The sequence below is a fragment of the Humidesulfovibrio mexicanus genome (genome assembly GCF_900188225.1).
Classification (GTDB): domain Bacteria; phylum Desulfobacterota; class Desulfovibrionia; order Desulfovibrionales; family Desulfovibrionaceae; genus Humidesulfovibrio; species Humidesulfovibrio mexicanus.
Map to the genome: position 1 here is coordinate 515,474 of NZ_FZOC01000002.1, position 25,838 is coordinate 541,311.

Genomic DNA, 25,838 nt, shown 5'->3' on the forward strand with positions numbered 1-25,838 from the left:
GCTGGAGACGTTGTGAGCCGCATCTGGCAGGTCTGGCTGGCCAGCCCGCCCTATGCCACGCTTTCCTACCTGTGGCCGGACTGGCTTTCGGACCCTGTACCGGGCTTGCGCGTGCTGGTTCCCCTCGGCCGGGGATTTCGCGTCGGCCTACTGGAACAGCCGTCCGAGGCCGCTCCGGAGGGCGTGGAGCTCAAAGCTCTGCTGTGGCCTCTGGAACGCACGCCCGTCCTCGACCCTGTGACCCTTGAGCTTGTGCGGGATCTCGCTTCGCGTCACATGGCCCATCCCGGCCGGGTGCTGGAGCTTGTGCTGCCCAAGGGACTGCGCACCGCGCAATTGCGCTTCGATGTCGAGCACAGGGATTTCGCCCGCAGTCTGTCCACCAAGGCCCTTGCGGCCATGCCACCGGAGCGCCTGTCCGCCCTGGCCGAAGTTTGGGCCCAGGGGCGGATGCGCGTACGCCTGAGTCAGAAACGCCAAGCCGAGGAAGTCTACGCCTGTCTGTGCGCCGATCCTCCTTGGCCAGTTCGGCCCAACGCGGTGAACCAGCTCCGCCTGCTGGAGCGGCTCTTCGAGTCCGGCCCCATGAGTCTGGGCGTGCTCAAGGCCGCCTTTGGTGATTCCGGCCAGCAGGCCCTCAAGCGTCTTGCCCAGGCCGGGCTGGTGCGCCTGGGCGATCCTGACCCCCAACTTTCCGGCGACGACGATGCCCCGCTTGTGACGCCAGACCCGCCGGACTGCGTCCCGGCCCAGGGACTCGTCGCCACCGAGGAGCAGCGCGCGGCTTTGGAGCGGCTTTTGCCCGCGCTTGAAAGCGGTGAGGCGCACATGTCGCTGGTGCATGGCGTCACAGGCAGCGGCAAGACCCATGTGTTTCTGGAGCTTGCGCGGCGCTGCCTGGAACGTGGCCGCAGTGCGCTTCTGCTGGCGCCGGAGGTGGCCCTCGCCAGCCAATTGTGGCGGCAGGCGCGCGCGGCCCTGCCGGACGCAGAGGCCTATTTCTCCCACGGGTACCAAACGCCCGCGCGGCGCGAGGAGACGTTTTCCCGCGTTGCGGCGGCAAGGGGGCCGGTGCTTGTGGTGGGGACTCGTTCCTCGCTGTTTTTGCCCCTGCGCGATCTGGGGCTTGTGGTGCTTGATGAGGAACACGACGAGTCCTACAAGCAGGAGGAGCGTCTGCCCTACCACGCCAAGGAACTGGCCTTCACCCGCACACGCCGCTCCGGCGCGCTTCTAGTGCTGGGCAGCGCCACTCCGGATGTGAAAACCTTCCACGCCGCGCAGTGTGGGCAGCTGCCCTGCGAGAGCATGGCCCGGCGGGTCGGCTGTCGGCCCATGCCGGAGGTGCGCCTTGCCGACATCTCCGGTCTCAAGGCCGACGAGCCCTTTGCCCCGGAGACCCTGAACGCCGTGCGCGGGGCCCTGGCCGGGGGCGAACAGGTCATCGTCATGCTGAACCGCAGGGGCTACGCACCGGTGATGTACTGCACGGTTTGCGAAGAGGTGCCCAAGTGTCCGGACTGCCAGGTCGGCCTCACCTACCACAAGTTGCGCGAGCGCCTGGTGTGTCACTATTGCGGGTTCACCCATCCGTACCCCATGCCCTGCTCCAAGTGCGGCGGGACAGTGTTTGTCCCCATGGGCGACGGCACCGAGCGTCTTGAGGAATACCTCCACCGGACTTTGGGACATGACGTGCGCGTGTTGCGCATGGACCGCGACAGCGCACGGAGGCAGGAACGGCTGGACGAGATTCTGCGCCGCTTTTCCGCAGGCGAGGCGCAGGTGCTGGTGGGGACCCAGATGCTGTCCAAGGGGCACCACTTTCCCGGAGTCACGCTGGTGGTCGTCGCCAACGCGGACATGGGTCTCAACCTGCCGGACTACCGCGCCGCCGAACGCACCTTCCAGCTGTTGGTGCAGGTTTCCGGCCGGGCGGGCAGGGGCGACAAGCCTGGCCATGTGCTCATCCAGACGCGCAACCCGGCGCATCCGTTCTGGCGGTTCGTGCTCACTGCCGATTATGTCGGCTTCTACGAACGGGAGATCGCCCAGCGGAAGCGGTTTCGGTATCCGCCGTTTTCTCGGCTGGCGCTTTTGCGTCTATCCTGCCCTGCCGATGCGCCCCACAGCCAGGAAATCATGTCTGCCTTCGCCAAGACCCTGCGGGATCTGGCCCGGCCCCTCGGGGTGGACGTGCTCGGCCCCGCTCCGGCTCCGCTGACGCAGCTCAGGGGGCGCAGACGGTTCAACTGCCTGCTCAAATGCGGGGGCTGGCAGCCCATCCGTTCCCTGTTCGCAGCGGCGGCTCAGGTCGGCAACGCTCCGGAGGGGTTCCGGCTGGAGCTGGATCAGGACCCAGTGAACATGCTGTGAGCGCCAGCCTCGACAAGCGGTCCTGCCCCATGTATCTCACTGCCATGAAGTATTGCGCATTGCTTCCCCTGCTGTTCCTGATTCTTGTAGCGCTTGCCCCAAGGACCGCCTGGGCGCAGCAGAAGATCGGTTTCGTGGACCCGCAGCGCGTGGTGAACGGAACCCGGTTGGGGCAGACAGCAAAGGCCGACCTCGCCCGCTATGTGGCGGAGAAGAAGCGCCGCGCCAGCGAGAGTGCGGCCCAGGTGGCCGCATTGCGCAAGGAGGCCGAGGCTGTTGCGCTTTCCGCCGCAGAGCGGGTCCGGCGCGACGAGGCCTATCACCGCAAGAGCCGACAGCACGAGTTGCTGCTGCAGGAGAATGCCCGGGACATCAAGGCCGAGGAGGCCAAGCTGCTGCAGTACGTCATGCGCCGCGCCGATGCCGTGCTGGAAGAAATCGGCAAAAAGGGCGGCTACGCCATCATCATCACCGATCCCTCCGCCGTGGGCTACGTGGACACGTCCACTGCGGACCTTACCGAGCGCGTGGCGCGCGAACTGGACGCAAGGAGCAAATGACCGTGCGCGGACTGCTGCGCGTTTTCCGCTCGGGCTGCTTGTGTCTGCTCCTTTTGTTGAGCGTGGCCTCGTTGCCCCAGGCAGCAGAACCGGGCGGTGGAAGCACCTATCTTGTGACCGGCGGCGTGCCGCTGCACGAATCTCCCTCCGATTCGTCGCCTCGTGCGCGGCTGCTCAAGGCCGGCCAGCGGGTGCGAGTGGGGTCCCTGTCCGCCGGGTGGGTCGCGGTTTTCGGACTTGGGGCGCAGGACCGCCAGGAGCCCAAGGCCTGGGGGTATGTGCGGCTTGATGTGCTCAAGGCCAACGCCGCGCTTGATTTGCCTCTGCCCTCGCCCTTGCCGGGATTGGCCAAGGACGCGGCGGCCCATCAGCCCAAGGCGGCCGCAGGCGCCCAGGCAGGGATGCCTCAGGCGAAGCCGGGCGCGGCTGAGCCCGCAGAAACCCGCGCCGCTTCCCCCGCCAAGCTTCAGCCGGTAAAGGCCGAGCAGGCCAGGACGCCTGCGAACGGTCGGCCAGCCACTTCGGTTGTCGAGGCCGTGTCCGCAAAGGCCGAGTCCGTCGCGCCGCAACCTGCCACGGCCGTATCGTCAAAACTGCAGCCAGCAAAGCTTGACTCGGCAACGAAAGCAAAAGATTTCGGTGAAGTACGCGTCCCGGACCGCAACCTCGCCGTGCGCGCCGAGCGCAGCGCGGAGTCCGAGTTCCGCAGGCTGCTGCACCCAGGCCAGCGTGTCCGGGTCGGGCTCTGGGAGGACGGCTGGTTCGCCGTGTTCGACCCGGCCGAGAAGAAGCTGGATCCTGGTCGGGCCTGGGGCTTCAGCCGCGACAAGTATCTGGTTCTCGAATCCGCCTACGCCGGACCGCCCCCGGACGCGCCAGGCGAGGCGTCTTCGGCCCGGAGCAAGGCCGACGATGAGGCCCAGGTGGCCTATACTGTTCTGGGCCGTGCGAGCGAGCGCCGCAAATCCCCGGTGACCGTTTTGCGTGTCCGCCTGGACATGGTCAGGCCGCCTTCTGTCGAAACGTTGCGAAGCATCGCCCAGGCTGTCTGGCGGGCCGAGCGCCGCGGAGACGAGAACCTGGAGCTTGAACTGTTTTTGAACGGCATGGATCCCAAGGGGCTTTCGTACGCCAGCGCCCGCTTTCACGCCAATGGGCGTTTGCGGGAGTTCTGGTGGCGGGACGTGGTGTTGGGCGCGCCGCGCAAATAGGCTGCGCACTGTTGGAAACGGCAAGGGGCCGGAAGCTGGTCAGACTTCCGGCCCCTCTGGCGTGCGGGGAAATTCGCGGCCTATTTGCCGAACAGGGGAATGGGCGGGCGGGGCGCTGCTGTCGAAACATGGGTCGCGAGGCCCCTGCGGGCGACCGTCTCCTTGACGGCCTTGGCGTCCACAAAGATGTTGCCGCAGCAATGGCATTTCCAGTGGCGCTGCTGCTTTTGCAGGCGCATGAGCAGCCCATCGCGGTCGTAGCACAGCTGGCAGTACGGCCCCTTGTTGCGCAGGTCGTCCGTCAGCCAGTACTTCTGTCCGTCGAACTCCATGCATTCGGCCATGTCCAGCACCTGCGCCACCTCTATGATCTGGTCCTTCAAGGCGTCGTTCTCCTCGACCAGCGCGATGTATTCGTGTTGGAGGGCCTTGAGCAGGGCTCGGGCCTCTTCCTGCCTGTTTTCGAGGATGAGCTGATGGATTCGTCCGAATCCCGTGGCGTGCAGAAGCTTCTTGGACATGACGCACTTCCTTGTGTCGTTCCAGAGTTTAGCGTTCCGGCGTGTTGGCGTACCGGCGTTGACGCCCCTCTTATCGGCGAGGGCCCACAAGGACTTTAGGGATTGGTTCGGACGGCGAAATGCGGAAGAGGCGTCCGCCTGTGGTGGCGGGCGCCTCTTTTGGGCGTGCGGGTCGTGAGGCTATTTCGTCTGCGCCGCGAACCTGTCCGGCAGGACGGCCAGGGTGGCGGCGTCCGGGTACTGGCGCATTGCCGCCTGGTTCTTGGCGATGCGCGAGGGCAGGGGCGGGTGGGTGGAGAACCAGGAGCCCTTTTTCGTGGACTTGGCCTCCAGCTTCTGGAGCGCCTGCAGGGTCTCGGTTATGCCTGCAGGGGTGTAGCCCGTGCGGTAGGCGGTCTGCATGGCGCTGGCGTCCGCCTCGTATTCCATGTTCTGATCCAGGCCCTTGTCGAAGAGCACGTTCTGCAGGTCGTTGATCATGTTTTCGAACTGTGCGCCCTTGTCGCCCTTCATGGTCGCCGCGGTGATTTTTCCGACCCCGCTGAAGAACTGGGCCCGTTGGATGCTTTTCAAGGCGTGCCGCAGGGACACATGGCCCACCTCGTGTGCAAGTATGCCCGCCAACTGGGCTTCTGTGGTCATGGTCCCCACTAGCGCCTGGGTGACGAAGATGATGCCGCCGGGGCAGGCGAAGGCGTTCTGGACCTCGCTGTCCACCACCACGAAGCGGTAGGGGATGTTGGGGCGGGGCGAGTTGACGGCGACGGCCATGCCAACGAGGTTGACGTAGTGCTGAAGGCCCTTGTTCTGCACGGGCATTCCGTAGCGGCGCAAGCCCTCCACGGCCAGGCGTTCGCCGATGAGCCGCTCGTTCTTGTAGTCCATCTGCTGTGTGCTGGAAAGCACGCTCACTGCGCCGGAAAGGAGTTTGCTCTCCTTGGAGGCAGGGTCCATTATGGAGTCGAGGAAGCCGGCCATGGCCGAGCCGGGCAGGGCCGCAGGCAGCGCCGTGGCGGCAAGTCCCAGGATGAATGCGCGTCTGTTCATGTCCCCCTCCCTACTTGGCGTATTCGCCGATGCGCCCGGCCTTGAGAAAGCTTTCCAACTCCTTCTTGTCCACCTTCTGGGCCAGCACGGCATCCAGAGCGTGCTGGTAGTCGGACAAGGGCCTGGGCGCGCGTCCGGCCTCCTTGGCGGCCTGCTGTTCGCTGGCGTTCAGCCCGCGCATACTGCGCGCGCTGTCGGCCTCGCTGACCATGATGGTGCTGGCTCCGGCGGAGCCGAAAAGGTTGTCGCCGCCCTGCTTGGATGCTTCCGGTGGGCTGGCAGCAACCTTGCCACGGTAGATCCAGCCGCTGTGGCCGCCGGTGGAGACCTTGTACCAGCTGTCCTCCTGGCCTTGGACCGTGAGGGGCGTGCCCACGGGTAGTTCGGCCACGGTATCCGAGGAGGCGCTTTTGTCCGCCTTGAGCTTGGCCCCTTCGGAGGCCACGAAGAGCCTGTCCTGGGCCAGCGCGGGCGCCGCCAGGAGCAGCGCTCCGCCCAATGCCGCCAGCAGAGGTGTTCCTTTGTTCATGCTGTGCCCCCCAGTGTTTCGGGTTCATGCCATGCTGCGCATAGTGCGACATCCGCCGGGCGAAGGCAAGGCCGTCTGCGTCGGGCCGGTCAGGCCAGTCCCACGTCCTTGGCCACCCCTGCCACGGCCGCGATGGCCAGGGTGAAGAACTCCGCCTGCTCCAGACCCAGCTTCTGGCACTCGCCAATGGTCTCGCGGTTGACGCTGGCTGCGAAGGCCTTGTCCTTCATCTTTTTCTTGAGGCTTTTGGCGTCCATGCCCTCCATGCGCGCGGGGCGCACAAGGGCGTTGGTGTGGATGAGTCCGGTGACGGTCTCGCCGCAGCGCAGGGCGAAGTCCAGGGGCGTGGCGGGCGCGAAGCCCGTGTGCTCGGCGTTGTGGGCGCGGATTGCCGCAAGGGCGTCCTCGGACAGCAGTCCGGCCAGCAGTTCGGCGGAATCGAGCCCATGACGCGCCGGGGCGTCCTTGGTGGTGGCGTAGTCCAGGTCGTGCAGCAGGCCGGTGATGCCCCAAAGCTCGGCATCCTGGCCCAGACGCATAGCCAGGGCGCGCAGTACGGCCTCGGATTCCAGGCAGTGGGCGCGCAGGGCCGGGTCCGGCACATGCGTGGCAAGCAGGGTGAACGCATCGTCGCGGGAAAGCATGGGGAAAGCCTCCTTGTGTGGCTGTGTGTCAGGCTGCGGCCGTGGGAGAAAACTCCCGGCGCACGTTTTCTGATACTTCGGAAAGCCAAGCGGCGCGCTGTTCCGGGGTGCTGGTGCAGATGACGCTGAACATGCGTCGCGTAACCGCCCGCACACCGCAAAAGCAGAGCACGCAGTCGCGCCAGAGGCGTTCCAGCGGGTCGCCGAACACATCCTGCTCGCGCTGGGTGGGCGTGTTGGAGGTGTTGAACACCATGGCGCGCATGGGCTTGAGCAGGCCCACGGGCACGCCCTCGCCTCCATCGCCTGGAAGGAAGGCGTAGGCCACTCCCGGCCGCAGCACCCGGTCTATCCAGCCCTTCATGACGGCCGGGGGCATACCCCACCAATTGGGATGCACGATGATGAGCCCGTCCGCCTCGCGGATCTCGCGACAATGCTGCTCCACCAGCGGGGAAAGAACGGCGTCGCGGGCTGTCTCCGTCGCAGGCAGCACGGGGTCGAAGCCTTCGGCGCAGAGGTCGTGCAGCCGCGCCTCGCAGCCCATATCGAGCAGCGTCCGCTGGGCGATGGCGGCGATGGCGTGGTTGAAGCTTTGCGGGTCAGGGTGGCCGAGGATGATGGAGACGATCATAGGCTTCCTTCAGGTTTGTGGCGCGTGCAGCCAGCAGTGGGCGAAACGCGGGCCGTCGCCGGGCTGTGCGGGGTCTGCGGTGTCGAAGGCCGGGGGGAATTCTTTGGCGCAGCGTTTCATGGCCTTGGGACAGCGAGGGTGGAACGGGCAGCCTGTCGGCGGGTCGAGCGGACTGGGCGGTTCGCCCGCGAGATGCTGCCGTTCGGGCCTGCGGCCGGGGTCGGGCACGGGCACGGCGGAGAGCAGGGCGGCCGTGTACGGGTGCCTGGGCCCATTGATCAGGGCCAGGGCCGGGGCGGCCTCCACCACGCGGCCCAGGTACATGACGGCGATGCGGTCGCACACCTGGCCCACCACGGCCAGATCGTGGGAGATGAACAGGTAAGTGAGGCCCAACTTTTCGCGCAGGTCCTGGAGCAGGAGCAGCACCTGGGCCTGGATGGACACGTCCAGGGCGCTCACGGGTTCGTCGCAGACCACCAGGGCCGGGTTCAGCGCCAGTGCGCGCGCCACGGCCACGCGTTGCCGCTGTCCGCCGGAGAGCTGATGCGGGTAGCGCCCGGCCATGGAATCCGGCAGGCCCACGAGGCGCAGCAGTTCCAGCACCCGTGACTTCCGCTCCGCTTTGTTCCCGATGTTGTGGATGTCCAGCGGTTCGGCCACAATGGCGCCGATGCGCATACGCGGATTCAGGGACGAATACGGATCCTGGAAGATCATTTGCATTTGTCTGCGCAGATCCTTTTCCGGCCAGGCGCGGATGTCGCGGTCCTGGAATGCGACGCGGCCGCCTGAAAGCGGCTCCAGACCCATGGCGCAGCGGGCCAGGGTGGACTTGCCGCACCCGCTTTCGCCCACCAAGCCCAGGCTTTCTCCTTGGCGCACGGCCAGGCTCACTCCGTCCACTGCGCGCACCTGGCCGTGATGCAGGCCAAGCAGGCCCCGGCTGGCGACATAGGTCCGCGAGACCTCGAAAAGCTCCAGCAGGGCGCTCATGCCGGGCCTCGGGCACCGGCTGCTGCGCCGGAGGACTCGCAGAGCCAGCAACGGGCGGCGCTTCCCGTCCCGGTGGGGAAGAGCGGCGGGATTTCCTGGCAGCGCGCATGGGCGTGGGCGCAGCGCGGGCGAAAGCGGCAGCCTGCGGGCAGGTCGAAGATGCCTGGCACCATGCCGGGAATGGGGGCCAGCGTGCGCCGTACGCCAAGGCGCGGCACGGAGGCCATGAGCCCCTGGGTATACGGGTGCGCCGGATGTGCGAAGAGGTCGGCCGCCGGGGCTTCCTCCACCACCTGTCCGGCGTACATCACGGCCACGCGGTGCGCTGTTTCCGCAACCACGCCCAGATCGTGGGTGATGAGCATGACGCCGGAGCCTTTCTCGGCCTGCAGGCGGCGCATGAGGTCGAGGATCTGCGCCTGGATGGTGACATCAAGCGCCGTTGTGGGTTCGTCGGCGAAAAGCAGTTCCGGGTCGTTGACGAGGGCCATGGCGATCATCACCCGCTGGCGCATTCCGCCGGAAAGCTCGTGTGGATAGCTGTTTGCGCGCTCTCGCGGATTGGGAATGCCCACCAGGCCGAGCATCTCCACGGCGCGTTCGTGGGCCTCGGCGCGGGTGGCGCGTTTGTGCAGACGGTAGCCCTCGGCCACCTGCTCGCCCACGCGGAACACCGGATTGAGCGAGGTCATGGGCTCCTGAAAGATCATGGCCATGTGCTCGCCGCGCACGCCTTGCAACTGGGCCTCGTCCATGGCCAGCAGGTCTTGGCCGTGAAAGAGCGCCTCGCCTCCGATGACGCGGCCCGGCGGATCGGGGATGAGCCCCAGCACCGAGAGGGCCAGCACGGTCTTGCCGCAGCCGCTCTCGCCCACCACGGCCAGGGTTTCGCCTTGCCGAACGGTCAGGCTCACGGTATCAACCGCCCTGGCGACGGCTGCGGCCCCACTGCCGCCCGACTGGCGGGCGAAGGCCGTGGTCAGCCCCCGGATATCGAGGAGGGGGACGGAGGATGTGTCGCCGGACTGCTGGTTCATGCGCCGCGCCGTGGGTTGGGGTGCCTGGACAAACTTTTGCGAGGATAGCGGAAATCATGCCGGATAACAACGATTCGCGGACTGGGGAAAAGAGGGTCGCCGTCATTGGCGGCGGATTGGCCGGGTGCGAGTGCGCGCTGGCTCTGGCCCGGGCAGGCGTTTTTGTGCGCCTGTTCGAGATGCGGCCGGACAAGAACACTCCGGCTCATACCGGCGGCGATCTGGCCGAGCTGGTGTGCTCCAATTCCTTGCGCTCCGACGAACTCACCACGGCCATCGGCTGTCTGAAACTTGAGATGCGCGAGCTGGACAGCCTGGTCATGCGGGCCGCGGACGCCACGCGCATTCCGGCGGGCAAGGCGCTGGCCGTGGACCGGGACGCCTTTGCCCGCTTCGTCACCAGCGCCATCGAGGCCGAACCCGGCATCGAGCTTGTGCGCGCCGAGGTGCAAAGCCTGGACGCCCCGGAACTTGTCGGATTCGACGCCGTTGTGCTGGCGGCCGGGCCGCTGACCAGCGATGCCTTGGCCCGGAGCCTGGCCCGCGAAACCGATGCCGAAGGCGGGCAGCGCCTGTATTTCTACGATGCCATAGCACCCATCGTGAGCCGCGAGAGTGTCAATCTGGACATCGCCTTCTGGGGCAGCCGCTATCGGCCAGAGGAGGACGACTACCTCAACTGCCCCATGACCGAGGAGCAGTACGACGCCTTCCTTGCCGCCCTGCTCGCGGCGGAAAAGGTCGCGCCCCACGGCTTCGAGGAGCATATCCACTTCGAGGGCTGCTTGCCCGTTGAAGAAATGGCCGAGCGAGGACGCCTCACCCTCTGCTTCGGGCCGCTCAAGCCCGTTGGCCTGCCCAACCCGCGCACCGGTGAGGAAGCCTTCGCCGTGGTTCAGTTGCGCGCGGAGAACGCGGACAAGACCGCTTTCAACCTCGTGGGTTTTCAGACAAAGCTCAAGTATCCGGAGCAGAGCCGCGTGTTCCGCCTGATCCCCGGCCTGGAGAATGCCGAGTTTTTGCGCTTGGGCAGCATCCACCGCAACACCTACGTCGATGCGCCCGCCGTGCTCGATGCCGAACTCGCCCTCAAGTCGCGGCCGGGCGTGCACTTGGCCGGGCAGATCACCGGGGTGGAGGGATACCTGGAGTCCGCCGCCTGCGGGCTATGGGTAGGCATCGCCCTGGGTGAAAAACTGAAGCGCGGGGCTTGGCCTGCGTCGCCGCCGGTCACCAGCGCCCTTGGCGCGCTTTTGAACCACCTGCGCGCAACGCCGCCCAAACGTTTTCAGCCTTCCAACGCGCACTTCGGCCTCATGCCGGAACTGGGTCGCCGCGCAGGAAAGAAGATCCGCAAGGAACTCTATGGCCAGCGCGCGCGGGAAAGCTTCGCCGCCTGGCTGGCGGAGCACGGCCGGGCGTGATGCCGTTCCCCCGGCTGGCGTGGTGGTGTGACGCTTCGCAGGGGGAAAACGACGTTTGAACTGCGCAGTGAGAAAATTTGCGTTTCTTTGTGGTTTTTCAGTGGAATTGCTTTACATTTTGCCTGGGTGCATGTAGGCAGACCTATCTGGACATGGGCCGGAGGCTATTTGCTCAAGCGTGATGGGCGACAATTTTTACAGAATTTCAGGAGCTTACGTTTATGTCCAAGTCTATCTATGTCGGCAACATCGCCTTCAGCACCTCCGAAGACGAGCTGCGCAATGTGTTTGGTCAGTACGGCGAAGTCCTGTCCGTGAAGTTCATCAATGACCGCGAGACCGGCCGCTTCCGTGGCTTCGGCTTCGTGGAGATGAACGACGCCGATGCCTTGGAGGCCATCCAGGCCCTGAATGGCAAGGACGTTGGCGGCCGTGCCCTGAAGGTCAACGAGGCTCAGGCCCGCGAGACCCGTCCTCCCCGTCGCTACTAGACCATACCCAAGCACCTTTCGGTCAGCCCCGTCCCGCATCAGCAGGGCGGGGCTGATCTTTTTCATGTCTCGCCGTGTCTGTACGGACGGCAGCAATATGGGCTGCGGTGTCGAACTGGCGCTGTCAGTGGGGTGGAGGCGTCCTTGAATATGATCGGGGTGGGGGGGTAGTGAAAAATAATCTCGTCCTGGAAGAAACAGCCGCGCCATGCATAGACCATATTGCGCCATAATGTCAGGGCGATGGAGTGGCCAGAGGTGTGGATGGACGACTTGAAGCAAAAGTATATTGGGTATTCTGGATAATTTTGCTTTACATGCCTGATGCCGGAGCCTAGGGTTTTTGCATCCGCCGCCGTGTGCGGAAGCTTTTTGCTCAAGCGTACTGGGTGACAATGTCTAGCAGTTTATTCAGGAGTTTCATCGCATGTCCAAGTCCATCTACGTCGGTAACATTTCCTTCAGCACCTCCGAGGACGAGATCCGCAACCTGTTCGCCCAGTTTGGCGAAGTCAATTCCGTGAAGTTCATCATGGACCGCGAGACCGGCCGCTTCCGCGGCTTCGGCTTCGTGGAGATGGACGACATGGCCGCTCGTGAGGCTGTGCAGTCTCTGAACGGTCGGGAAGTGGGCGGCCGTTCGCTGAAGGTGAACGAGGCCCAGGAGCGCGAGCAGCGCCCCCGCTACTAGGCCCGATTTCGACGATATGATTAGCCCCGGTCTGCGCAAGCAGGCCGGGGCCTTTTTTTCGTTGGAGAGTGATTTTGTTGTGGCGAGAAGTGAGTGTGAGCGTTTCCATTCAGCAAGCTGTGGTTGCCCCGATTGTGGTTGCTACCACACTATCTTCTCCACCGGCCTTCTCTCAGGCACCACGACCTTTTCAATCGTCCCCTCGATCCAGCCTTTGCTGACATACAGCCCGCAGAAGCACGCGCCGAATTCAGCCACGTCCGCCTCGCGGTACTCGCAGGGGCATACGATATCCCGGTCGGCCTCGAGGGTGCCGTTTGCCAAACGGCAGGGGCAAGCCATGTAGCCCAGCCGGTCCTTGTTCACCAGCAGGCTTTCCATAAGCGGCATGGTCATGCTCATGTCCGGGTTGAAGAAATAGCCTTTGGGCTCCTGCAACTTCTTCAACTGCGCGTAGAGTTGCTCCGCGTTCATCCCTTGAGCGCCTCGTCGATCTTGTCCTGGCTGAAGCCCACGATGGTCTGTCCGTTGATGATGATGGTGGGGAACGAGACGGAAGGATTGACCTTCTTGACCTCTTCCACCATGTCCTTGCGCTCCTGTCCGGTGAGCAGGTCCACATGCACGCAGTCATATTTCACGCCGCACTGGTCCAGGTATTCTTTGGCCTTTTTGCAATGGATGCAGGTGGACAGCGCGTAGACTTTCACTTGCGGGGCCATGGGCGCTCCTTGTGGTTGCGGCCCGTATGCACGCGCGCGGGGCCATTGAATGGTGCCTGTACTATGCGCAAAATGCGCCAGCCTGTCAAAGCCCGGCAGTACAGGCCGATGCCGCGCCCTGGCGCTGTCCGCCGCCGCGGTCCGAGCGCGCGAGCCGCGCCTCCAGCCGCCGCGCCACAAGGGAGCAGGGCAGCCCGAGCGCCAGATACAGCAGAAACACCAGCGTCCAGACCTCAAAGGCGAGGGAGGTGGCGTTCACCAGCTCCTGGGCCTGAAAGGTGAGCTCTGGTATGGAGATGACGGACACGATGGCGGAGTCCTTGACCGTGGACACGAACTGCCCGGTGAGCGGCGGCACCATGCGGCGAAAAGCCTGGGGCAGGATGACATGCGCCAGCGTGCGCCAGCGCGGGAAGCCCAGGGCCTTTGCTGCGTCCCATTGCCCGCTTTCCACGCTTTGCACCCCGGCGCGCACGATTTCCGCCACATAGGCCCCCTCGATGACGCCCAGGGTGATTACCGCTGTGAGAAAGCTTGGGATCTGTCTGGCCGGGCCGCAGAGGAATTCCGCCACGGGAAGCAGGGCGGGCGGCAGCGATGCAATGGCGCTGTCCAGCCCGGTGGCGGCGATGAGCTGCCCGGACAGGAAGTAGGTGAACAGGAAGATGAGCACCAGCGGTGGCGTGTTGCGGATGGACAGCACGTAGGCCCCGCCGCACAGCCGCCAGAACAGCCGGGGGCTTACCCGCATGAGCCCGGCCAGGGTGCCGAGGACAAGGGCCAGCCCGCCGGAGAGCACGCTTAAGCGGATGGTGGCCAGAAGGCCGGAAAGGAGCCGCCCGGCGCGCAACTCGCCCGTGGCCGTGTCGGCGTAGACGAGGAACTGCGGCAAGGCCGCCCAGTTCCAGCGATAGTGCAGGCGGTCCGCCGCGCCCTGGGCCAGCCAGTAGATTGCGCCCCCCACGCAAGCCAGCACGGCCAGATCAAGCAGCCAGGCGCTGGCCGTTCGCCTGCCGCTCCTGGGCGGACTGGTGCGTGGGCCGGCCACGGGCCGCTACTCCACCCGTGACTTCCATTGGTCTGTGCGGAACCAGTAGCGATGCCGCTCCGCCAGCCAGCCCTCGTCGTTGACCATGCGAATCCAGCCGTCCAGGAAGTTCACGAAGTCCGGGTCGCCCTTGCGCACGGCAAAGGCGATGGGTTCTTTTGTAAAGGGCTCGGCGAGAGGTAAAACGAGTTTGTCCGGGTACTTGAGAGCCTGGAAAGCCGGGAAGGGGTCCGAGGCCACCACGGCGTGCGCGCGGCCGCTCAGCACTTCCTGAATGGTTTGCGCCTCCTGCTCGAAGAGCCGCACCTGGGCCTTGGGCATGTGCTTCTTCGCGGCATCCACGGCCGTGGTGCCCTGCCGGATGGCGAGAACCACGTCGGGCCGGTCGAAGTCGGCCAGGGTCTTGTGACCGCCAGCCTTGGCCTTGTCCGCAACAAGGGACATGCCGGAATACTCGTAGGGAATGGTGAAGTTCACCTTGAGGCCTCGCTGGGGCTGTATGCCCATGCCCCCGATGATGATGTCGAACTTGCTGGACAAGAGCGCCGGAATGATGCCCGACCATTGGGTGGGCTCGAACTGGACCTGGACGCCCATGTCCTTGGCCAGGCGGCGCGCAACGTCTATCTCGAAGCCGATGAATTCGCCCTGCTTGTCCTGCATGGCCCATGGCACGAAGGTGGAGAAGCCCACGCGCAGCACTCCGCGCTTGAGGATCTGCTCCACCGTTCCGTCTTTGGCGGGGATGGCGTCGGCGGTTTGTTCCGTCTTGGAGCAGCCGGGGGCGGTCATGAGCAGCAGGACCAGAAGCAGTGCGTTCAGCCGGTTGGCGAGCATGTGCAACCTCCTTGGGCGATCAGGTGGGATGCGCCAGCCTGCGCTCCAGCCCGGAGGCCAGGGCGGAGAAGCCGGTGGTGACGATCCAGTACAGCGCCGCAACCGTAAACCAAATTTCGAAACTGAGGAAGGTCTCGGCCACAATTTCCCCGCCACGCAGGGTGAGCTCCGCTATGGCGATGACGCTGGCCAGGGAGCTGTCCTTGACGAGGGAAACGCCTTGGCTGGCCAGCGGGGGCAGCACGCGGCGCACGGCCTGGGGCAGAATGACGAGGCGGTAGGCTTGTGCGCACGTCATGCCCAGGCTGCGGGCGGCATCCCACTGGCCATGCTCGATGGCTTGGACGCCCGCGCGGAGGATTTCCGCCACATAGGCCCCCTCAAAAAGCGCGAGGCCCAACACCGCGCAGGCCAGGGCGTCAAGGCCCAGCACCGGGCCGATGACGAAGTAGAGGAAAATCAGCTGGATGATGAGCGGCGTGTTGCGGATGGCCTCCACGTAGGCCCTGGAGAGCCAGCGTCCGGCCAGGGATCCGGACAGCGCCAGCGTGGCGGCGAGTGCGCCCAGGCCCAGGGCGCCCAGGGCTGAGAACACTGCCAGTGTGACGGTGACGGCGAGCCCCTGGAGCAGAGGCCCGGGCGAGCCCGCCGGAGTGATGAGAAAGGGTGGGACGCGATACCATTGCCAGTTGTAGCCGAGGCTTTCCGCGCCGCGTGCGAGAAGCCACAGCGCCGCCGCCGCCGCAAGCAGGAAGCCGAGCCAGTCCTTGACGGCTGCCCAGGGCGGTCCTGCTGCGGGGGCGGGGTCAGACATTCAGACGCGCCTCCACCAGTTCCCGAATGTGCAGGGCGATGTCTTCCGGGGTTCCTTTGGCCTCCACAAGCCGTATGCGCTGCGGGAAGCGCGCGGCCCAGGCTGCGTAGCCTTCACGTACGCGCTGGTGGAAGGCCAGGCTCTCGGCCTCGAAACGTCCTTCGGCCACGGTTTTGCCTTCGGCTGCGTTGCGGGCCATGGCGCGCTCCAAACCCGTGCGCGGGTCAATGTCCAGCAGGATGGTGAGATCCGGCCAGGTTCCGGCCACGGCCAACTCATTGAGCGAGTGCAGCAGATCGGCGTCCAGTCCGCGGCCAAAGGCCTGGTAGGCCACTGTGGAATCGGCGAAACGGTCGCAGAGCACCACCTGGCCCGCTTGCAAGGCCGGGCGCACCACCTGCGCCACATGCTGGGCGCGGTCGGCCAGATACAGAAAGAGCTCAGCCCTGGCGCAGAGGTCGCTGTTCTCCAGGGAGAGCAGCACGCGCCGGAGCTCCCGCCCGATGCGGCTGCCGCCAGGTTCGCAGGTGACAAGAACGCTTCGGCCCAGCGTTTCCAAATGCGCCTTGAGCAAGGTGATCTGCGTGGACTTGCCCGTGCCCTCGATGCCTTCGAAGGTGATGAACATGGGCTAGTCCGACCCCAGGGGCAGCAGCAGGAAGCGGTCGTCGACCTTTTCCGTGTCGGATTTCCGTGCCTCCGGCCGGTTGTCCTTACGGCCCTCTAGTCGGCCGAAGGGCTCCGGTTCCGGGGTGTGCGGAGCGCGGTACAAATAGCGGTCCAGATAGCGTTGGAACGGCGTCCAGGACTGGTTGGCGCCCTCAAGCTCGGCGTAGGCCCCGGCCATGGTGTTCATCTTGGCGTCGATGTTGTCGGCGAAGTGCAGGATGAAGGCCTCCGGCGTCTTGGGACGCTTGGGAGCGCCGAACTCGTATTCGCCGTGGTGGCTGATGATGAGGTGTTTCAGGTGCAGGATGAGCCCCTGGTCCAGGTCCTTGGCCTTGGCCAGAAAGGGCTCCAGCTTGGAGAGTCCGAGCTGGATGTGCCCCAGCAGGCGGCCTTCGTCGGTGTATTCGCAGGCCAGCCCGCTGGTGAGCTCCCAGGCTTTGCCCAGGTCGTGCAGCAGGGCCGCCACCAGCAGGATTTGACGGTCCAGGGCGGGGTAGAGGTCGCTGAGCGCCATGCAGGTGCGGGCCACGGCCAGGGTGTGTTCGAGCAGCCCCCCGGCGTAGGCGTGGTGCACGGCCTTGGCTCCTGTGGCGGGCAGGAGCCGATCCCGCACTTCGGGATCGGTGAAGATCTTCTTCATGAGCGCGCGCCACGGCTTGTGGGGAAGTTCACGGCGGCACAGCTCCTCAATTTCCGCCAGCAAGGCCGCGGGGTCCACCGGGCTTGGCGGAAGATAGTCTGAAAGCTGGACCTGCGAAGCGTCGACTAGCTCGATCTGGTCGATGGTGAGCTGGCACTTGTCGCGATAGGTGGCGGCCTGGGCGCGCACCAGAACGATTTGTCCGGCGGCCAGATCCGGGTGCGCCTGGGAGAGCGGACTCCAGACCTTGGCCTCCATCTGTCCGCTCAAGTCCTGCAGCACAAGGCTCCAGTACGGCCCATTGCGCGACTGGCCCGTGCGGGCCTCGGCCAAAAGAAAGGAATCCTGTATGGTTTGCCCTGGGCTAATATCCCGTATGTACACGGCTTTCGTCATCACGGCCTTGCCAACTCCCTCATGTTGGGGTACTGCGCCTGTACCGCGCCGTGCGGCGGGCAGGGCGTCCCTTGTGACCCAGTATTTGCCCTCAAGCGACGCGCCTTGTCAAACCGTTCCAGAAGCAAGCCTAGGGCCGCCATAAGGCGCGCGTTCGGGCTGGAGTGTGCCATGCGCATCCTGCTTACCAACGACGACGGCATCCAGGCCGTGGGCCTGCGCGCCATGCACGCGGCCTTGGTTGCCGCCGGGCACGAGGTTCACGTGGTGGCCCCGGTGACGGAACAGTCCGCAGTGGGACACGCCATCACTCTGGCCGCTCCTCTGCGGGTGAAAGAGTTCCGCGACGAGGGCTTTTTCGGCCTGGGCGTCACCGGCACCCCGGCCGACTGCGTGAAACTGGCCCTTTCCACGTTGGTGAAGGAAAAGCCGGACATGGTCATCTCCGGCATCAACGCCGGGGCCAACGTGGGCGTGGACATCCTGTATTCCGGCACGGTTTCCGCCGCAACGGAGGGTGCGCTCATGGGCTGCGCGGCCATGGCCGTGTCCATGGATGACTTCAACCCCCGCGATCTTTCAAGCCAGGCAGCCTACGCCGTTGCGCTGCTGCCGCGCCTGCCCCTGGACCGCCTGCCGGAAAAGTGCGTGCTGAATTTGAACTTTCCCGTCCGTCCGGTGGAGGAGATGCTGGGCCTCAGGCTGTGCCCGCATACCCGCGTGGCTTACGAGGACTGGTTCGAGGAGCGGCTTGATCCGCGCGGGCGGCCCTACTACTGGATGTGCGGGGAGCTCAAGGCCGACCGCATCAGCCAGGGGCGCGACCGCAGGCTGCTCACAGAGGGGTGGGCCACCCTCACCCCACTCAAGTTCGACTTCACCGACCACGAGATGCTTGGAGTGCTGGAACCCATGCTTTCCGGCACACCGTGTTGACAGGCCCCCTGTTGCGTGACATGACATATTCGGTTTGAGTCAGGAGCCGCAGGGCCCCATTTCATGACCGCCAAGGAGGATTCCATGCCCCTCGTATCACCCAAGGACATGTTCGCTAAAGCCTACGCCGGGGGCTATGCCATCGGCGCGTTCAACGTCAACAACATGGAGATCGTCCAGGGCATCATGGAGGCGGGCAAGGCGGAGAACGCGCCGCTCATCCTGCAGGTGTCCGCCGGGGCGCGCAAGTACGCCGGACAGAACTACATCATCAAGCTCATGGAGGCCGCCCTCCAGGACACGGACCTCCCCGTGGTGCTGCACCTGGACCATGGCCCGAATTTCGAGCTCTGCAAGGACGTCATTGACGGCGGCTTTACTTCCGTCATGTACGATGGTTCGCACTTGCCCTATGAGGAGAACATCGAGCAGACCAAGCGCGTGGTGGAGTACGCCCACGCGCGCGGCGTGTGGGTCGAGGCCGAGCTTGGCCGCCTGGCCGGCGTGGAGGAGGATGTCAAGAGCGACGAGCACATCTACACCGACCCGGACCAGGCCAAGGACTTCGTGACCCGCACCGGTTGCGATTCGCTGGCCATCGCCATCGGCACCAGCCACGGGGCCTACAAGTTCAAGGGCGAGCCCAAACTCGATTTCGACCGTCTGGACAAGGTCGCCCAGCTTCTGCCCGGAGTGCCCATCGTGCTGCACGGGGCCTCCAGCGTGCCGCAGGAATTCGTGGAGATGTGCAACACATACGGCGGGCATGTGCCCGGCGCGCGCGGCGTGCCCGAAGATCTGCTGCGCCGTGCCGCCAGCAAGGCCGTGTGCAAGATCAACATCGACACCGACATCCGCCTGGCCATGACCGCCACCATCCGCAAGCACATGGCCGAGAATCCTGCGGATTTTGACCCCCGCCAGTACCTTACCCCGGCCCGTACGGCGGTCAAGGAAATGGTTCAGCGCAAGATCAAGAACGTCCTGGGCTGCTCCGGCAAGGCCTAGGTGCAAGAATCCCCGCGAAGGAGTTGGAGAACATGGCGACGAGAATCGGCATCAACGGGTTTGGGCGCATTGGCCGCTACCTGACCAGGCTTCTGGCCGACCAGCCTGACCTTGAGCTTGCGGCCATCAACGCACGGGCCACGAACAGGGACCTGGCGCATTTGCTGAAATACGACTCGGTGCATGGGGTCTTCCCCCGTGTCGAGGGCAACGAGCAAGGCTTCCTCCTTGACGGCAGGCAAGTGCTTGTGACCCGCTTCGCCACCGGCGAGTGGAGCTGGAAGGACATGGGCTGCGACATCGTTGTGGAGTCCACCGGCAAGCTCAATGACCGGGCCGGGTGTACCACGCATTTGTCCTGCGGGGCCAAGCGGGTGGTGCTTTCCGCTCCCGGCAAGGAGATGGACTGTTCCATCGTGGTGGGCGTGAACGATGCCGACCTGAAGCCTGAGCACAAGATCATTTCCAGCGCCTCCTGCACCACCAATTGTCTGGCCCCGGCCGCTAAGGCGCTGAACGATGCTTTTGGCATCAAGCACGGGCTCATGACCACCATACATTCCTATACCATGGACCAGCGCCTGCACGACGGCTCCCACAAGGACATTCGCCGCGCCCGCGCCGCAGCCCTGAACATGGTGCCCACCACCACGGGCGCGGCCCGCGCCCTGTCGCTGGTCATCCCCGCCCTCAAGGGCAGGCTCGACGGCTTCGCCATCCGCGTGCCCACTCCGGACGTGTCCATAGTGGACCTGACCTGCGAGCTTGACCGCGCCACCAGCAAGGAAGAGGTCAACGCCGTGATGAAGGCCGCGGCCAATGAAAGCTTCGGCTACTGCGAGGAGCCGCTCGTGAGCTCTGATTTCGTGGGCAGCACGTTCGGCGGCGTGCTCGACGCCGGCCTCACCACCGTCATGGACGGCACCCAGGTGAAGCTCATCGTGTGGTACGACAACGAGGCCGGCTTCACCAACCAGTTGGTGCGCCTCATCCGCAAGGTGGCCCAGCTGGGCTAGATGTACGGCGACTTCGATCACCAGGGGGGGCTTTGGCCCCCTCTTTTTTTGCCAGAGTTGCCGACAGTGTCACGGGAAGAGCGTATTTCATGTGCTGGTGCATATTTTTGATGACTTTCAGAACGCCTGAAGGTAAGCATCCCGATAACCTAGGAGGTTGTCATGACGAAAACTCCTGATCGTTTTGAAAGATATTTCCGCACCCTGGCCGATGTTGCCCGCGTGGTGAACTCCAGCCTTGAGAGCGCCAACGTGCTGGCCGCCGTCACCGAGCAGACCACCAAGGCCGTGCGCGCCAAGGGCTGCACCCTGCGCCTGTTGGACCGCTCTCGTACGCGGCTGCTGCCCAGCGCCGCCTTCGGCCTGTCCAAGGACTACTTCCGCAAGGGCTCCGTGGAGCTGGCGCACAGCGAGGTGGACCGCGAGGTCATTTCCGGCAAGACCATCCTTATTCCCAACGCGCAGAGCGACCCTCGCTTCCAGTACGGCGAGGCCGCCAAGAAGGAAGGCATCGTCACCGTTCTGGTGGCGCCGCTGATGGTTGACGGCAAGGCCATCGGCGTCATGCGCATCTACACGACCACCGAGCGCAGCTTCGACGAGGCCTCCATGGAGTTTTTGCAAGCCGTTGCCGACCTCTCCGCCATGGCCATTGAAAACGCCCGCCTGCACCAGGCCCTCAAAACCGACTACGAGATGCTGGCCTCCTACGAGCACCGCATCTTTGAAGACTAGGAGGTCGACACCATGTTGCGCGTCGGGATCAACGGCTTTGGCCGCATCGGCAGGCAGGTTCTGAAGGCCCTGTATGACAACCACAAGGACGTGGCCACCGTGGTGGCCCTGAACGACCTCTACGATGTGGGCACCAGCGCCCACCTGTTGGAGTTCGACTCCACCTATGGCCGCTCGCCCCACGCTGTGGCCGTCACCGAGGGCGGAAACATCAAATACGGGGACTGGGAAATCGCCTGCCACGCGGAGCGTGATCCCCGAAACCTGCCCTGGGGCGAGCTGGGCGTGGACGTGGTCATCGAGTCCACAGGCCTCTTCACCACTGGGCCCAAGGCCCAGGCGCACCGCGACGCCGGGGCCAAAAAGGTCATCATCAGCGCCCCGGCCAAGGAAGAGGACATCACCGTGGTCCTTGGCGTCAATGAGCACCTGTACGACCCCGAAAAGCACCATATCGTTTCCAACGCCAGTTGCACCACCAACTGCCTGGCTCCGGCGGTCAAGGTCGTGCACGAGGCCTTCGGCGTGGTCAACGGCCTCATGTGCACCATTCACAGCTACACCAACGACCAGCGCATCCTGGACCTGCCCCACCGCGACCTTAGGCGCGCCCGCGCGGCCGCGCTGAACATCGTTCCTACGTCCACCGGCGCGGCCAAGGCCGTGGCCCTGGTCATTCCGGAGCTCAAGGGCAAGGTGGACGGCTACAGCCTTCGTGTTCCCACGCCCACTGTATCCATTGTGGATTTTGCGTGCACCCTGGCCAAGCCCACGGATACCGCGACCTTGCGCGCCACCATCAAGGCGGCCAGCGAAGGCCCGCTCAAAGGCATTCTCGGCTTCTCCGAACGGCCGCTGGTCTCCACGGACTTCCGCGGCGATTCCCGCTCAAGCATTGTCGACGCCGAGTACACCGTTGTTTCCGGCTCCGGGCTGGCAAAGATCGTCACCTGGTACGACAACGAATGGGGCTACTCCTGCCGCGTGGCGGACCTCATCAAGCTCATGGCCGACAAGGGCCTCTAGGATTACGATCATGTTGTACCTCAAGGACATCGACGTTACAGGAAAAAAGGCGCTCATCCGCGTGGACTACAACGTGCCGCTGGATGGCACGCGCGTCACCGACGACACGCGCATCCGCGAAAGCCTGCCCACCCTGCGGCACATTTTGGAAAAGGGCGGGGCGGCGGTCATCTGCTGCCACCTGGGCCAGCCCAAGGGCGAGGTGAAGCCGGAGTTCGGCCTGGCGCCCGTGGCCGCGCATCTTGCCGGGCTCCTGGGGGTCAGCGTGCCGCTGGCTGGAGATTGCATCGGTGCGGAGGTGCGCGCCAAGGTGGAGGCGTTGCGGCCCGGCGAGGTGCTGATGCTGGAGAACCTGCGCTTCCACAAGGCCGAAACCAGCAAGGACGCCGCCGAGCGCATGGCCTTCGCCAGGGAGCTGGTGGCCGGGCTCGACCTCTACGTGAGCGACGCCTTTGGCGTGTCGCATCGGCCCAACGCCTCGGTGACCGAGGCCCCGCTTGCCGCTCCCAAGGCTTGTGCGGGCTTCCTTATGGAAAAGGAGTGGCAATACCTGAACGGTGCGCTCTCCAGCCCCAGGCGGCCGTTCATCGCCGTGTCCGGAGGCAGCAAGGTCTCCAGCAAGCTCGGCATCTTGAAGAATCTGCTGGGCAAGGTGGACCACCTGATCATCGGCGGAGCCATGGCCAACACCTTCCGGCTCGCCCAGGGCATCGACATGGGCGACTCGTTGGTGGAGCGCGATCTCGTCGAAGAGGCCAAGACCATCCTCAACACCGCTGCGGACATGCGCACCCACATCCATCTGCCCGTGGATTTCGTGCTGGCCAAAAGCTTCAAGGACGGCGCAGCCGAGGTGGGCTCGCATACCGGCCCCGTGCCCGCCGGGCTCATGGCCCTGGATATCGGCCCCAAGAGCGTGCTCGCGTTCGCCGACATCATGAAGGGGGCGGGCACCATCGTGTGGAACGGCCCCATGGGCGCCTTCGAGAATCCGGCCTTTGCGGGCGGGTCCATTGGCGTGGCCAAGGCCATAGTCGACTCGGGCGCGCTGTCCATCGTGGGCGGCGGCGACACCGACGCCGTGGTCCACGCCGCGCACCTGGGCGAGAAGTTCAGCTTCATCTCCACCGGTGGCGGTTCCTTCCTGGAATTCCTGGAGGGCAAGCAGCTTCCCGGCTTCAAGGCCCTGGAAGACGCGGCCGCGCGCTGACGCATCGAACGCGAATCGCAGAACAAAAGCCCCTGCCGGGATTGCCTGGCAGGGGCTTTTGCATGGGACGATGCGGGGCGGTCAGGGTTTGCGCGCTGGGAACAGGGCTGTCCCGGCCTCCAGGATGGTCCGGGCCTTGACGCCCAGCGGCGCGATGCGGCGCTCCACCAGGGCGATCTCGTCGGCCGGGTCGAAAAGGGGATAGTCGCTGCCGAAGAGCAGGTGGTCGGCCGGATGCCTGGCGATGAGTTCACGCAAGGTGTCGTCGTCGATGAAGGACAGCGAACTCGACGTGTCGAAAAAGACATCCATCCCGGCCAAGTGCTCCACGCTGTATTTCCAGTGGCTGAATCCGCCAAGGTGGGCGGCGATGAGGCGCGGGCCAGGAAAGGCGCGACGCAGGGCGGCCATTTTGCGCGGACAGGAAGGGTTCTTGTCCGGTGGCAGGGTGTCGCCCACGTGGACCATGAGGGTCCATTCGCTGCCGATCATTTCCATGAGCGCATAGAACTTGGGGTCATTAAGGAAAAATCCCTGAAAGTCCGGGTGGAACTTGAGGCCGGTAATGCCCGCCGCGCGCAGCCGCGCGAGCTCCTTTTCCGGTTCGGCGTAATCGGGGTGCAGGGTGCCGAAGGCCGTGACGCGCTCCGACTGGCGCTCCATGTCCATGGCCCAGTTGTTGGCCGGGATCACCTGCGCGGGGTCGGTGGCGGCGGTGTGCACCACAACATGGTCGATGCCAGCGCGGTCGGCGCGGGCAAGCAGGTCGTCAAGCACGCCTGTGCCCTGTGGGTGGATGCCGTAATGGCTGTGCAGCTGGTTGATGGCCTTTTCAGCGATTTTAGGATGGAAAACGTGGGTATGGGCGTCTGTGAACACGGCAAGAACTCCTGCTTGGGTGGCGGTGTTCACATACGCCCGGCACCAAGGGGGGGCAAGAAAAACAAGGCGTGCGAGTGCTTACGCTTGCAGGGAGGAGGGGGTGGGCCTGCTCTCGCACAGTTCCTTGAACCAGTCGGGCACGGGTACGGGCTTGCCTTCCCGGTTCACGGTGGGGTGCACGGTGTAGCCCTGGGCCGTGAGGGTGGACTTGTCTTCGGTGCGGCACTCGTAGACGATGGTGATGCTGGCGCGGCCCCATTGCGCCACGCCGCTATGCACCCACAAGAGGTCGTCGTAGCGGGCGGGGACGCGGTACCTGCACCAGGCCTCGCGCACGGGCAGGATGATGCCGCGCTCCTCCACCACGTTGTAGCTCATGCCGCGTTCGCGCAGGAACTGGCCGCGGGCACGTTCGAAAATGTGCAGGTATTCCCCATAGTACAGCACGCCCATGGCGTCGGTCTCGCCGTAGGACACGCGGTGCCCGTACCAACAGTCGAAGGCAGGGAAGACCTTGGGAAAATCCATGGCGGCTCCTAGGCTTTCTCCGCGCGCAACTGGCGCAGGATCCAGGGTAGCAGTTCGTGCCCGCTTTCGATGACGAGTCCGGTCCCGCGCGCCTGAACCTCGGAAAAGGCGGACAGCCCGTTGGGCTCGCCGTTCTTGCGCCACAGCAGGAAAGGGACCGGGTCCGGGGTGTGGGTTTTTTCGACGATGGGCGTGAAGTGGTCGCAGGTGACGAGGAAAGCCACGTCCTGGTCGGCCAGCGCCCGTCTTAAGGGAGCCACCACCCGCGCGTCAAAGCGAGAGATGGCCTCGGCCTTCTGGGCGGCGTCGCCCGCGTGGCCGCATTCATCCGGGCCTTCCAGATGCACGAAGGCGAAGTCGCCATGCTCCAGGAATGCAAGCGCCGCCTCCACCTTGCCCTCGTAGTTGGTGTCGATGAGGCCGGTGGCGCCAGGAACCTGGACGACCTCCATGCCCGCCGCGCGGCCAAGGCCACGCACCAGGTCCACGGCGGAGATCACCGCGCCCTTGAGGGCGTAGCTTTGGGCGAATCCCGGCAGGAGAAGCGGCCGTCCCTGGCCCCAGGGCCATATGGAGCGCGCTTTGGTGTGACCGGCGGTCTCCCGCAGGCGCTCCTCGGCCAAGAAAAGCAGATCCCACATGCGCGGGCAGCGGGAAAACTCGCGCATGTCGGCGCGGATGGGCTTGTCCGTGATGTCGTGGGGCGGGTTGATGTGCAGGGACGCCTCGGGTTCGCTCGCGCCGCCCTTGTGCACCAGCAGGTGCCGATACTGTACGCCGGGGATGAAGCGGAAGGTCTCGTCGCCCAGATGGGCCTGAAGATCTTCCACAAGCGGGGCGGAGACCTCGGTGGCGATGTGTCCGGAGGAGTAGTCGAGCATGGTGCCGGAGGGCGAAAGCTCGGTCAGGTTCACCAGGTTCATGCGCCACACCAGATCATCAGGGTCAAGGGCGATACCCTGTGCTGCGGCCTCAATGGGGCCGCGTCCGGTGTGGTGTCTGGCCGGGTCGAAGCCCAAAAGCGACATGTTGGCCACGTCGGAGCCGGGGGGCATTCCTTCGGGGACAGTGCGGCAGACGCCCACCACGCCGGTGCTGGCCATTTCGTCCATGACTGGCGTGTGCGCGGCCTCAAGGCAGGTTTTGCCGCCGGGGTGTTCGTCGGCCCAGCCGCCCATGCCGTCGGCGATGAGGAAGAGAAGCTTCATGC

The 25,838-nt window shown here is 65.1% G+C and carries 29 protein-coding genes; 12 read left to right on the top strand and 17 right to left on the bottom strand.

Going from position 1 to position 25,838, the window contains the following annotated elements:
* Positions 1-12: 12 nt before the first annotated feature.
* The 3 genes from priA to CHB73_RS06105 are packed head-to-tail and all read left to right on the top strand — an operon-like array spanning position 13 to position 4,147.
* Positions 13-2,376 carry a replication restart helicase PriA gene (gene priA, locus CHB73_RS06095; protein ID WP_179216923.1) on the top strand — a complete coding sequence of 788 codons (2,364 nt, stop codon included), beginning with the start codon at positions 13-15 and terminating at the stop codon, positions 2,374-2,376.
* 44 nt (positions 2,377-2,420) lie between these two features.
* Positions 2,421-2,936, top strand: a complete 516-nt coding sequence (locus CHB73_RS06100; RefSeq protein ID WP_179216924.1) for an OmpH family outer membrane protein — start codon at positions 2,421-2,423, stop codon at positions 2,934-2,936.
* Between the two features lie 2 nt (positions 2,937-2,938).
* Positions 2,939-4,147, top strand: a complete 1,209-nt coding sequence (locus tag CHB73_RS06105) for a hypothetical protein (RefSeq protein ID WP_179216925.1) — start codon at positions 2,939-2,941, stop codon at positions 4,145-4,147.
* 80 nt (positions 4,148-4,227) lie between these two features.
* On the opposite strand, the gene CHB73_RS06110 is transcribed toward CHB73_RS06105, so the two are convergent.
* The 7 genes from CHB73_RS06110 to CHB73_RS06140 all read right to left on the bottom strand — a co-directional run bounded on the left by CHB73_RS06110 (position 4,228) and on the right by CHB73_RS06140 (position 9,555).
* Complete coding sequence (locus CHB73_RS06110) at positions 4,228-4,668, bottom strand: hypothetical protein (RefSeq protein ID WP_089273137.1); 441 nt, start codon at positions 4,666-4,668, stop codon at positions 4,228-4,230.
* A 180-nt stretch (positions 4,669-4,848) separates the two neighbouring features.
* A complete protein-coding gene (locus CHB73_RS06115) occupies positions 4,849-5,715 on the bottom strand; it encodes a M48 family metalloprotease (RefSeq protein WP_089273139.1) in 867 nt (288 codons plus the stop codon).
* A gap of 10 nt (positions 5,716-5,725) precedes the next feature.
* The gene (locus tag CHB73_RS06120) at positions 5,726-6,244 is read right to left on the bottom strand and encodes an SH3 domain-containing protein (RefSeq protein ID WP_089273141.1); all 519 of its coding nucleotides are present in this window, start codon (positions 6,242-6,244) and stop codon (positions 5,726-5,728) included.
* An 89-nt stretch (positions 6,245-6,333) separates the two neighbouring features.
* A complete protein-coding gene (locus tag CHB73_RS06125) occupies positions 6,334-6,888 on the bottom strand; it encodes an HD domain-containing protein (protein ID WP_089273143.1) in 555 nt (184 codons plus the stop codon).
* Positions 6,889-6,916: 28 nt separating this feature from the next.
* Positions 6,917-7,522 (bottom strand): NAD(P)H-dependent oxidoreductase, encoded by a 606-nt coding sequence (locus tag CHB73_RS06130; protein ID WP_089273145.1) that lies wholly within the window; start codon positions 7,520-7,522, stop codon positions 6,917-6,919.
* Between the two features lie 9 nt (positions 7,523-7,531).
* Entirely contained in the window at positions 7,532-8,518 is a 987-nt protein-coding gene (locus CHB73_RS06135) for an ABC transporter ATP-binding protein (RefSeq protein WP_089273147.1), read from the bottom strand.
* Positions 8,515-9,555 carry an ABC transporter ATP-binding protein gene (locus CHB73_RS06140; protein ID WP_089273149.1) on the bottom strand — a complete coding sequence of 347 codons (1,041 nt, stop codon included), beginning with the start codon at positions 9,553-9,555 and terminating at the stop codon, positions 8,515-8,517. The genes CHB73_RS06135 and CHB73_RS06140 overlap by 4 nt, the downstream gene beginning before the upstream one ends.
* A gap of 56 nt (positions 9,556-9,611) precedes the next feature.
* Here CHB73_RS06140 and trmFO point away from each other — a divergent pair, with 56 nt between their 5' ends.
* The 3 genes from trmFO to CHB73_RS06155 all read left to right on the top strand — a co-directional run bounded on the left by trmFO (position 9,612) and on the right by CHB73_RS06155 (position 12,161).
* Positions 9,612-10,979: a methylenetetrahydrofolate--tRNA-(uracil(54)-C(5))-methyltransferase (FADH(2)-oxidizing) TrmFO gene (gene trmFO, locus CHB73_RS06145; RefSeq protein ID WP_089273151.1), complete on the top strand. Its 1,368-nt coding sequence runs from the start codon at positions 9,612-9,614 to the stop codon at positions 10,977-10,979.
* A 221-nt stretch (positions 10,980-11,200) separates the two neighbouring features.
* Positions 11,201-11,470 (top strand): RNA recognition motif domain-containing protein, encoded by a 270-nt coding sequence (locus tag CHB73_RS06150; protein ID WP_089273153.1) that lies wholly within the window; start codon positions 11,201-11,203, stop codon positions 11,468-11,470.
* Between the two features lie 427 nt (positions 11,471-11,897).
* On the top strand, positions 11,898-12,161 hold the full coding sequence (locus CHB73_RS06155; protein WP_089273155.1) for an RNA recognition motif domain-containing protein: 264 nt from the start codon (positions 11,898-11,900) through the stop codon (positions 12,159-12,161).
* A 141-nt stretch (positions 12,162-12,302) separates the two neighbouring features.
* On the opposite strand, the gene CHB73_RS06160 is transcribed toward CHB73_RS06155, so the two are convergent.
* The 7 genes from CHB73_RS06160 to CHB73_RS06190 form a co-directional block, all read right to left on the bottom strand.
* Positions 12,303-12,635, bottom strand: a complete 333-nt coding sequence (locus CHB73_RS06160; protein WP_089273157.1) for a ferredoxin-thioredoxin reductase catalytic domain-containing protein — start codon at positions 12,633-12,635, stop codon at positions 12,303-12,305.
* Complete coding sequence (locus tag CHB73_RS06165; protein WP_089273159.1) at positions 12,632-12,883, bottom strand: glutaredoxin family protein; 252 nt, start codon at positions 12,881-12,883, stop codon at positions 12,632-12,634. Before CHB73_RS06165 ends, CHB73_RS06160 begins: the two co-directional genes overlap by 4 nt.
* 85 nt (positions 12,884-12,968) lie before the next feature.
* Positions 12,969-13,931 carry an amino acid ABC transporter permease gene (locus tag CHB73_RS06170; RefSeq protein WP_089273161.1) on the bottom strand — a complete coding sequence of 321 codons (963 nt, stop codon included), beginning with the start codon at positions 13,929-13,931 and terminating at the stop codon, positions 12,969-12,971.
* Between the two features lie 6 nt (positions 13,932-13,937).
* The gene (locus CHB73_RS06175; RefSeq protein WP_089273163.1) at positions 13,938-14,768 is read right to left on the bottom strand and encodes a transporter substrate-binding domain-containing protein; all 831 of its coding nucleotides are present in this window, start codon (positions 14,766-14,768) and stop codon (positions 13,938-13,940) included.
* A 19-nt stretch (positions 14,769-14,787) separates the two neighbouring features.
* Positions 14,788-15,582 (bottom strand): amino acid ABC transporter permease, encoded by a 795-nt coding sequence (locus tag CHB73_RS06180; protein ID WP_089273165.1) that lies wholly within the window; start codon positions 15,580-15,582, stop codon positions 14,788-14,790.
* Positions 15,575-16,210 (bottom strand): dTMP kinase, encoded by a 636-nt coding sequence (gene tmk / locus CHB73_RS06185; RefSeq protein ID WP_089273167.1) that lies wholly within the window; start codon positions 16,208-16,210, stop codon positions 15,575-15,577. The genes CHB73_RS06180 and tmk overlap by 8 nt, the downstream gene beginning before the upstream one ends.
* 3 nt (positions 16,211-16,213) lie before the next feature.
* Positions 16,214-17,287, bottom strand: coding sequence for a 3'-5' exoribonuclease YhaM family protein (locus CHB73_RS06190; protein WP_235641527.1), 1,074 nt, complete (start codon positions 17,285-17,287; stop codon positions 16,214-16,216).
* 171 nt (positions 17,288-17,458) lie between these two features.
* Here CHB73_RS06190 and surE point away from each other — a divergent pair, with 171 nt between their 5' ends.
* From surE to CHB73_RS06220, 6 genes are all read left to right on the top strand, one after another.
* A complete protein-coding gene (gene surE, locus CHB73_RS06195; protein ID WP_089273171.1) occupies positions 17,459-18,223 on the top strand; it encodes a 5'/3'-nucleotidase SurE in 765 nt (254 codons plus the stop codon).
* 84 nt (positions 18,224-18,307) lie between these two features.
* The gene (gene fba, locus CHB73_RS06200; protein WP_089273422.1) at positions 18,308-19,231 is read left to right on the top strand and encodes a class II fructose-1,6-bisphosphate aldolase; all 924 of its coding nucleotides are present in this window, start codon (positions 18,308-18,310) and stop codon (positions 19,229-19,231) included.
* 32 nt (positions 19,232-19,263) lie between these two features.
* Positions 19,264-20,247, top strand: a complete 984-nt coding sequence (gap, locus tag CHB73_RS06205; protein ID WP_089273173.1) for a type I glyceraldehyde-3-phosphate dehydrogenase — start codon at positions 19,264-19,266, stop codon at positions 20,245-20,247.
* A gap of 162 nt (positions 20,248-20,409) precedes the next feature.
* Positions 20,410-20,982, top strand: a complete 573-nt coding sequence (locus tag CHB73_RS06210) for a GAF domain-containing protein (RefSeq protein ID WP_089273175.1) — start codon at positions 20,410-20,412, stop codon at positions 20,980-20,982.
* Between the two features lie 12 nt (positions 20,983-20,994).
* A complete protein-coding gene (gene gap, locus CHB73_RS06215) occupies positions 20,995-22,008 on the top strand; it encodes a type I glyceraldehyde-3-phosphate dehydrogenase (protein ID WP_089273177.1) in 1,014 nt (337 codons plus the stop codon).
* A 10-nt stretch (positions 22,009-22,018) separates the two neighbouring features.
* A complete protein-coding gene (locus CHB73_RS06220; RefSeq protein WP_089273180.1) occupies positions 22,019-23,218 on the top strand; it encodes a phosphoglycerate kinase in 1,200 nt (399 codons plus the stop codon).
* 81 nt (positions 23,219-23,299) lie between these two features.
* Here the strand turns inward: CHB73_RS06220 and CHB73_RS06225 are convergent, their stop codons facing one another.
* From CHB73_RS06225 to CHB73_RS06235, 3 genes are all read right to left on the bottom strand, one after another.
* Positions 23,300-24,097 carry an amidohydrolase family protein gene (locus CHB73_RS06225; protein WP_089273182.1) on the bottom strand — a complete coding sequence of 266 codons (798 nt, stop codon included), beginning with the start codon at positions 24,095-24,097 and terminating at the stop codon, positions 23,300-23,302.
* Between the two features lie 81 nt (positions 24,098-24,178).
* Positions 24,179-24,628 (bottom strand): acyl-CoA thioesterase, encoded by a 450-nt coding sequence (locus CHB73_RS06230; RefSeq protein ID WP_089273184.1) that lies wholly within the window; start codon positions 24,626-24,628, stop codon positions 24,179-24,181.
* Positions 24,629-24,636: 8 nt separating this feature from the next.
* Entirely contained in the window at positions 24,637-25,836 is a 1,200-nt protein-coding gene (locus tag CHB73_RS06235; protein WP_089273186.1) for a cofactor-independent phosphoglycerate mutase, read from the bottom strand.
* Between the last annotated feature and the right edge of the window lie 2 nt (positions 25,837-25,838).

Excerpts from the sequence above, each read along its gene's own strand:
- CHB73_RS06100 (WP_179216924.1), top strand. The coding sequence starts at position 2,421 with ATGAAGTATTGCGCATTGCTTCCCCTGCTGTTCCTGATTCTTGTAGCG.
- CHB73_RS06110 (WP_089273137.1), bottom strand. The coding sequence starts at position 4,668 with ATGTCCAAGAAGCTTCTGCACGCCACGGGATTCGGACGAATCCATCAG.
- CHB73_RS06115 (WP_089273139.1), bottom strand. The coding sequence starts at position 5,715 with ATGAACAGACGCGCATTCATCCTGGGACTTGCCGCCACGGCGCTGCCT.
- CHB73_RS06120 (WP_089273141.1), bottom strand. The coding sequence starts at position 6,244 with ATGAACAAAGGAACACCTCTGCTGGCGGCATTGGGCGGAGCGCTGCTC.
- CHB73_RS06125 (WP_089273143.1), bottom strand. The coding sequence starts at position 6,888 with ATGCTTTCCCGCGACGATGCGTTCACCCTGCTTGCCACGCATGTGCCG.
- CHB73_RS06130 (WP_089273145.1), bottom strand. The coding sequence starts at position 7,522 with ATGATCGTCTCCATCATCCTCGGCCACCCTGACCCGCAAAGCTTCAAC.
- CHB73_RS06135 (WP_089273147.1), bottom strand. The coding sequence starts at position 8,518 with ATGAGCGCCCTGCTGGAGCTTTTCGAGGTCTCGCGGACCTATGTCGCC.
- CHB73_RS06140 (WP_089273149.1), bottom strand. The coding sequence starts at position 9,555 with ATGAACCAGCAGTCCGGCGACACATCCTCCGTCCCCCTCCTCGATATC.
- trmFO (WP_089273151.1), top strand. The coding sequence starts at position 9,612 with ATGCCGGATAACAACGATTCGCGGACTGGGGAAAAGAGGGTCGCCGTC.
- CHB73_RS06150 (WP_089273153.1), top strand. The coding sequence starts at position 11,201 with ATGTCCAAGTCTATCTATGTCGGCAACATCGCCTTCAGCACCTCCGAA.
- CHB73_RS06155 (WP_089273155.1), top strand. The coding sequence starts at position 11,898 with ATGTCCAAGTCCATCTACGTCGGTAACATTTCCTTCAGCACCTCCGAG.
- CHB73_RS06160 (WP_089273157.1), bottom strand. The coding sequence starts at position 12,635 with ATGAACGCGGAGCAACTCTACGCGCAGTTGAAGAAGTTGCAGGAGCCC.
- CHB73_RS06165 (WP_089273159.1), bottom strand. The coding sequence starts at position 12,883 with ATGGCCCCGCAAGTGAAAGTCTACGCGCTGTCCACCTGCATCCATTGC.
- CHB73_RS06175 (WP_089273163.1), bottom strand. The coding sequence starts at position 14,768 with ATGCTCGCCAACCGGCTGAACGCACTGCTTCTGGTCCTGCTGCTCATG.
- CHB73_RS06180 (WP_089273165.1), bottom strand. The coding sequence starts at position 15,582 with ATGTCTGACCCCGCCCCCGCAGCAGGACCGCCCTGGGCAGCCGTCAAG.
- tmk (WP_089273167.1), bottom strand. The coding sequence starts at position 16,210 with ATGTTCATCACCTTCGAAGGCATCGAGGGCACGGGCAAGTCCACGCAG.
- CHB73_RS06190 (WP_235641527.1), bottom strand. The coding sequence starts at position 17,287 with ATGACGAAAGCCGTGTACATACGGGATATTAGCCCAGGGCAAACCATA.
- surE (WP_089273171.1), top strand. The coding sequence starts at position 17,459 with ATGCGCATCCTGCTTACCAACGACGACGGCATCCAGGCCGTGGGCCTG.
- fba (WP_089273422.1), top strand. The coding sequence starts at position 18,308 with ATGCCCCTCGTATCACCCAAGGACATGTTCGCTAAAGCCTACGCCGGG.
- gap (WP_089273173.1), top strand. The coding sequence starts at position 19,264 with ATGGCGACGAGAATCGGCATCAACGGGTTTGGGCGCATTGGCCGCTAC.
- CHB73_RS06210 (WP_089273175.1), top strand. The coding sequence starts at position 20,410 with ATGACGAAAACTCCTGATCGTTTTGAAAGATATTTCCGCACCCTGGCC.
- gap (WP_089273177.1), top strand. The coding sequence starts at position 20,995 with ATGTTGCGCGTCGGGATCAACGGCTTTGGCCGCATCGGCAGGCAGGTT.
- CHB73_RS06220 (WP_089273180.1), top strand. The coding sequence starts at position 22,019 with ATGTTGTACCTCAAGGACATCGACGTTACAGGAAAAAAGGCGCTCATC.
- CHB73_RS06230 (WP_089273184.1), bottom strand. The coding sequence starts at position 24,628 with ATGGATTTTCCCAAGGTCTTCCCTGCCTTCGACTGTTGGTACGGGCAC.
- CHB73_RS06235 (WP_089273186.1), bottom strand. The coding sequence starts at position 25,836 with ATGAAGCTTCTCTTCCTCATCGCCGACGGCATGGGCGGCTGGGCCGAC.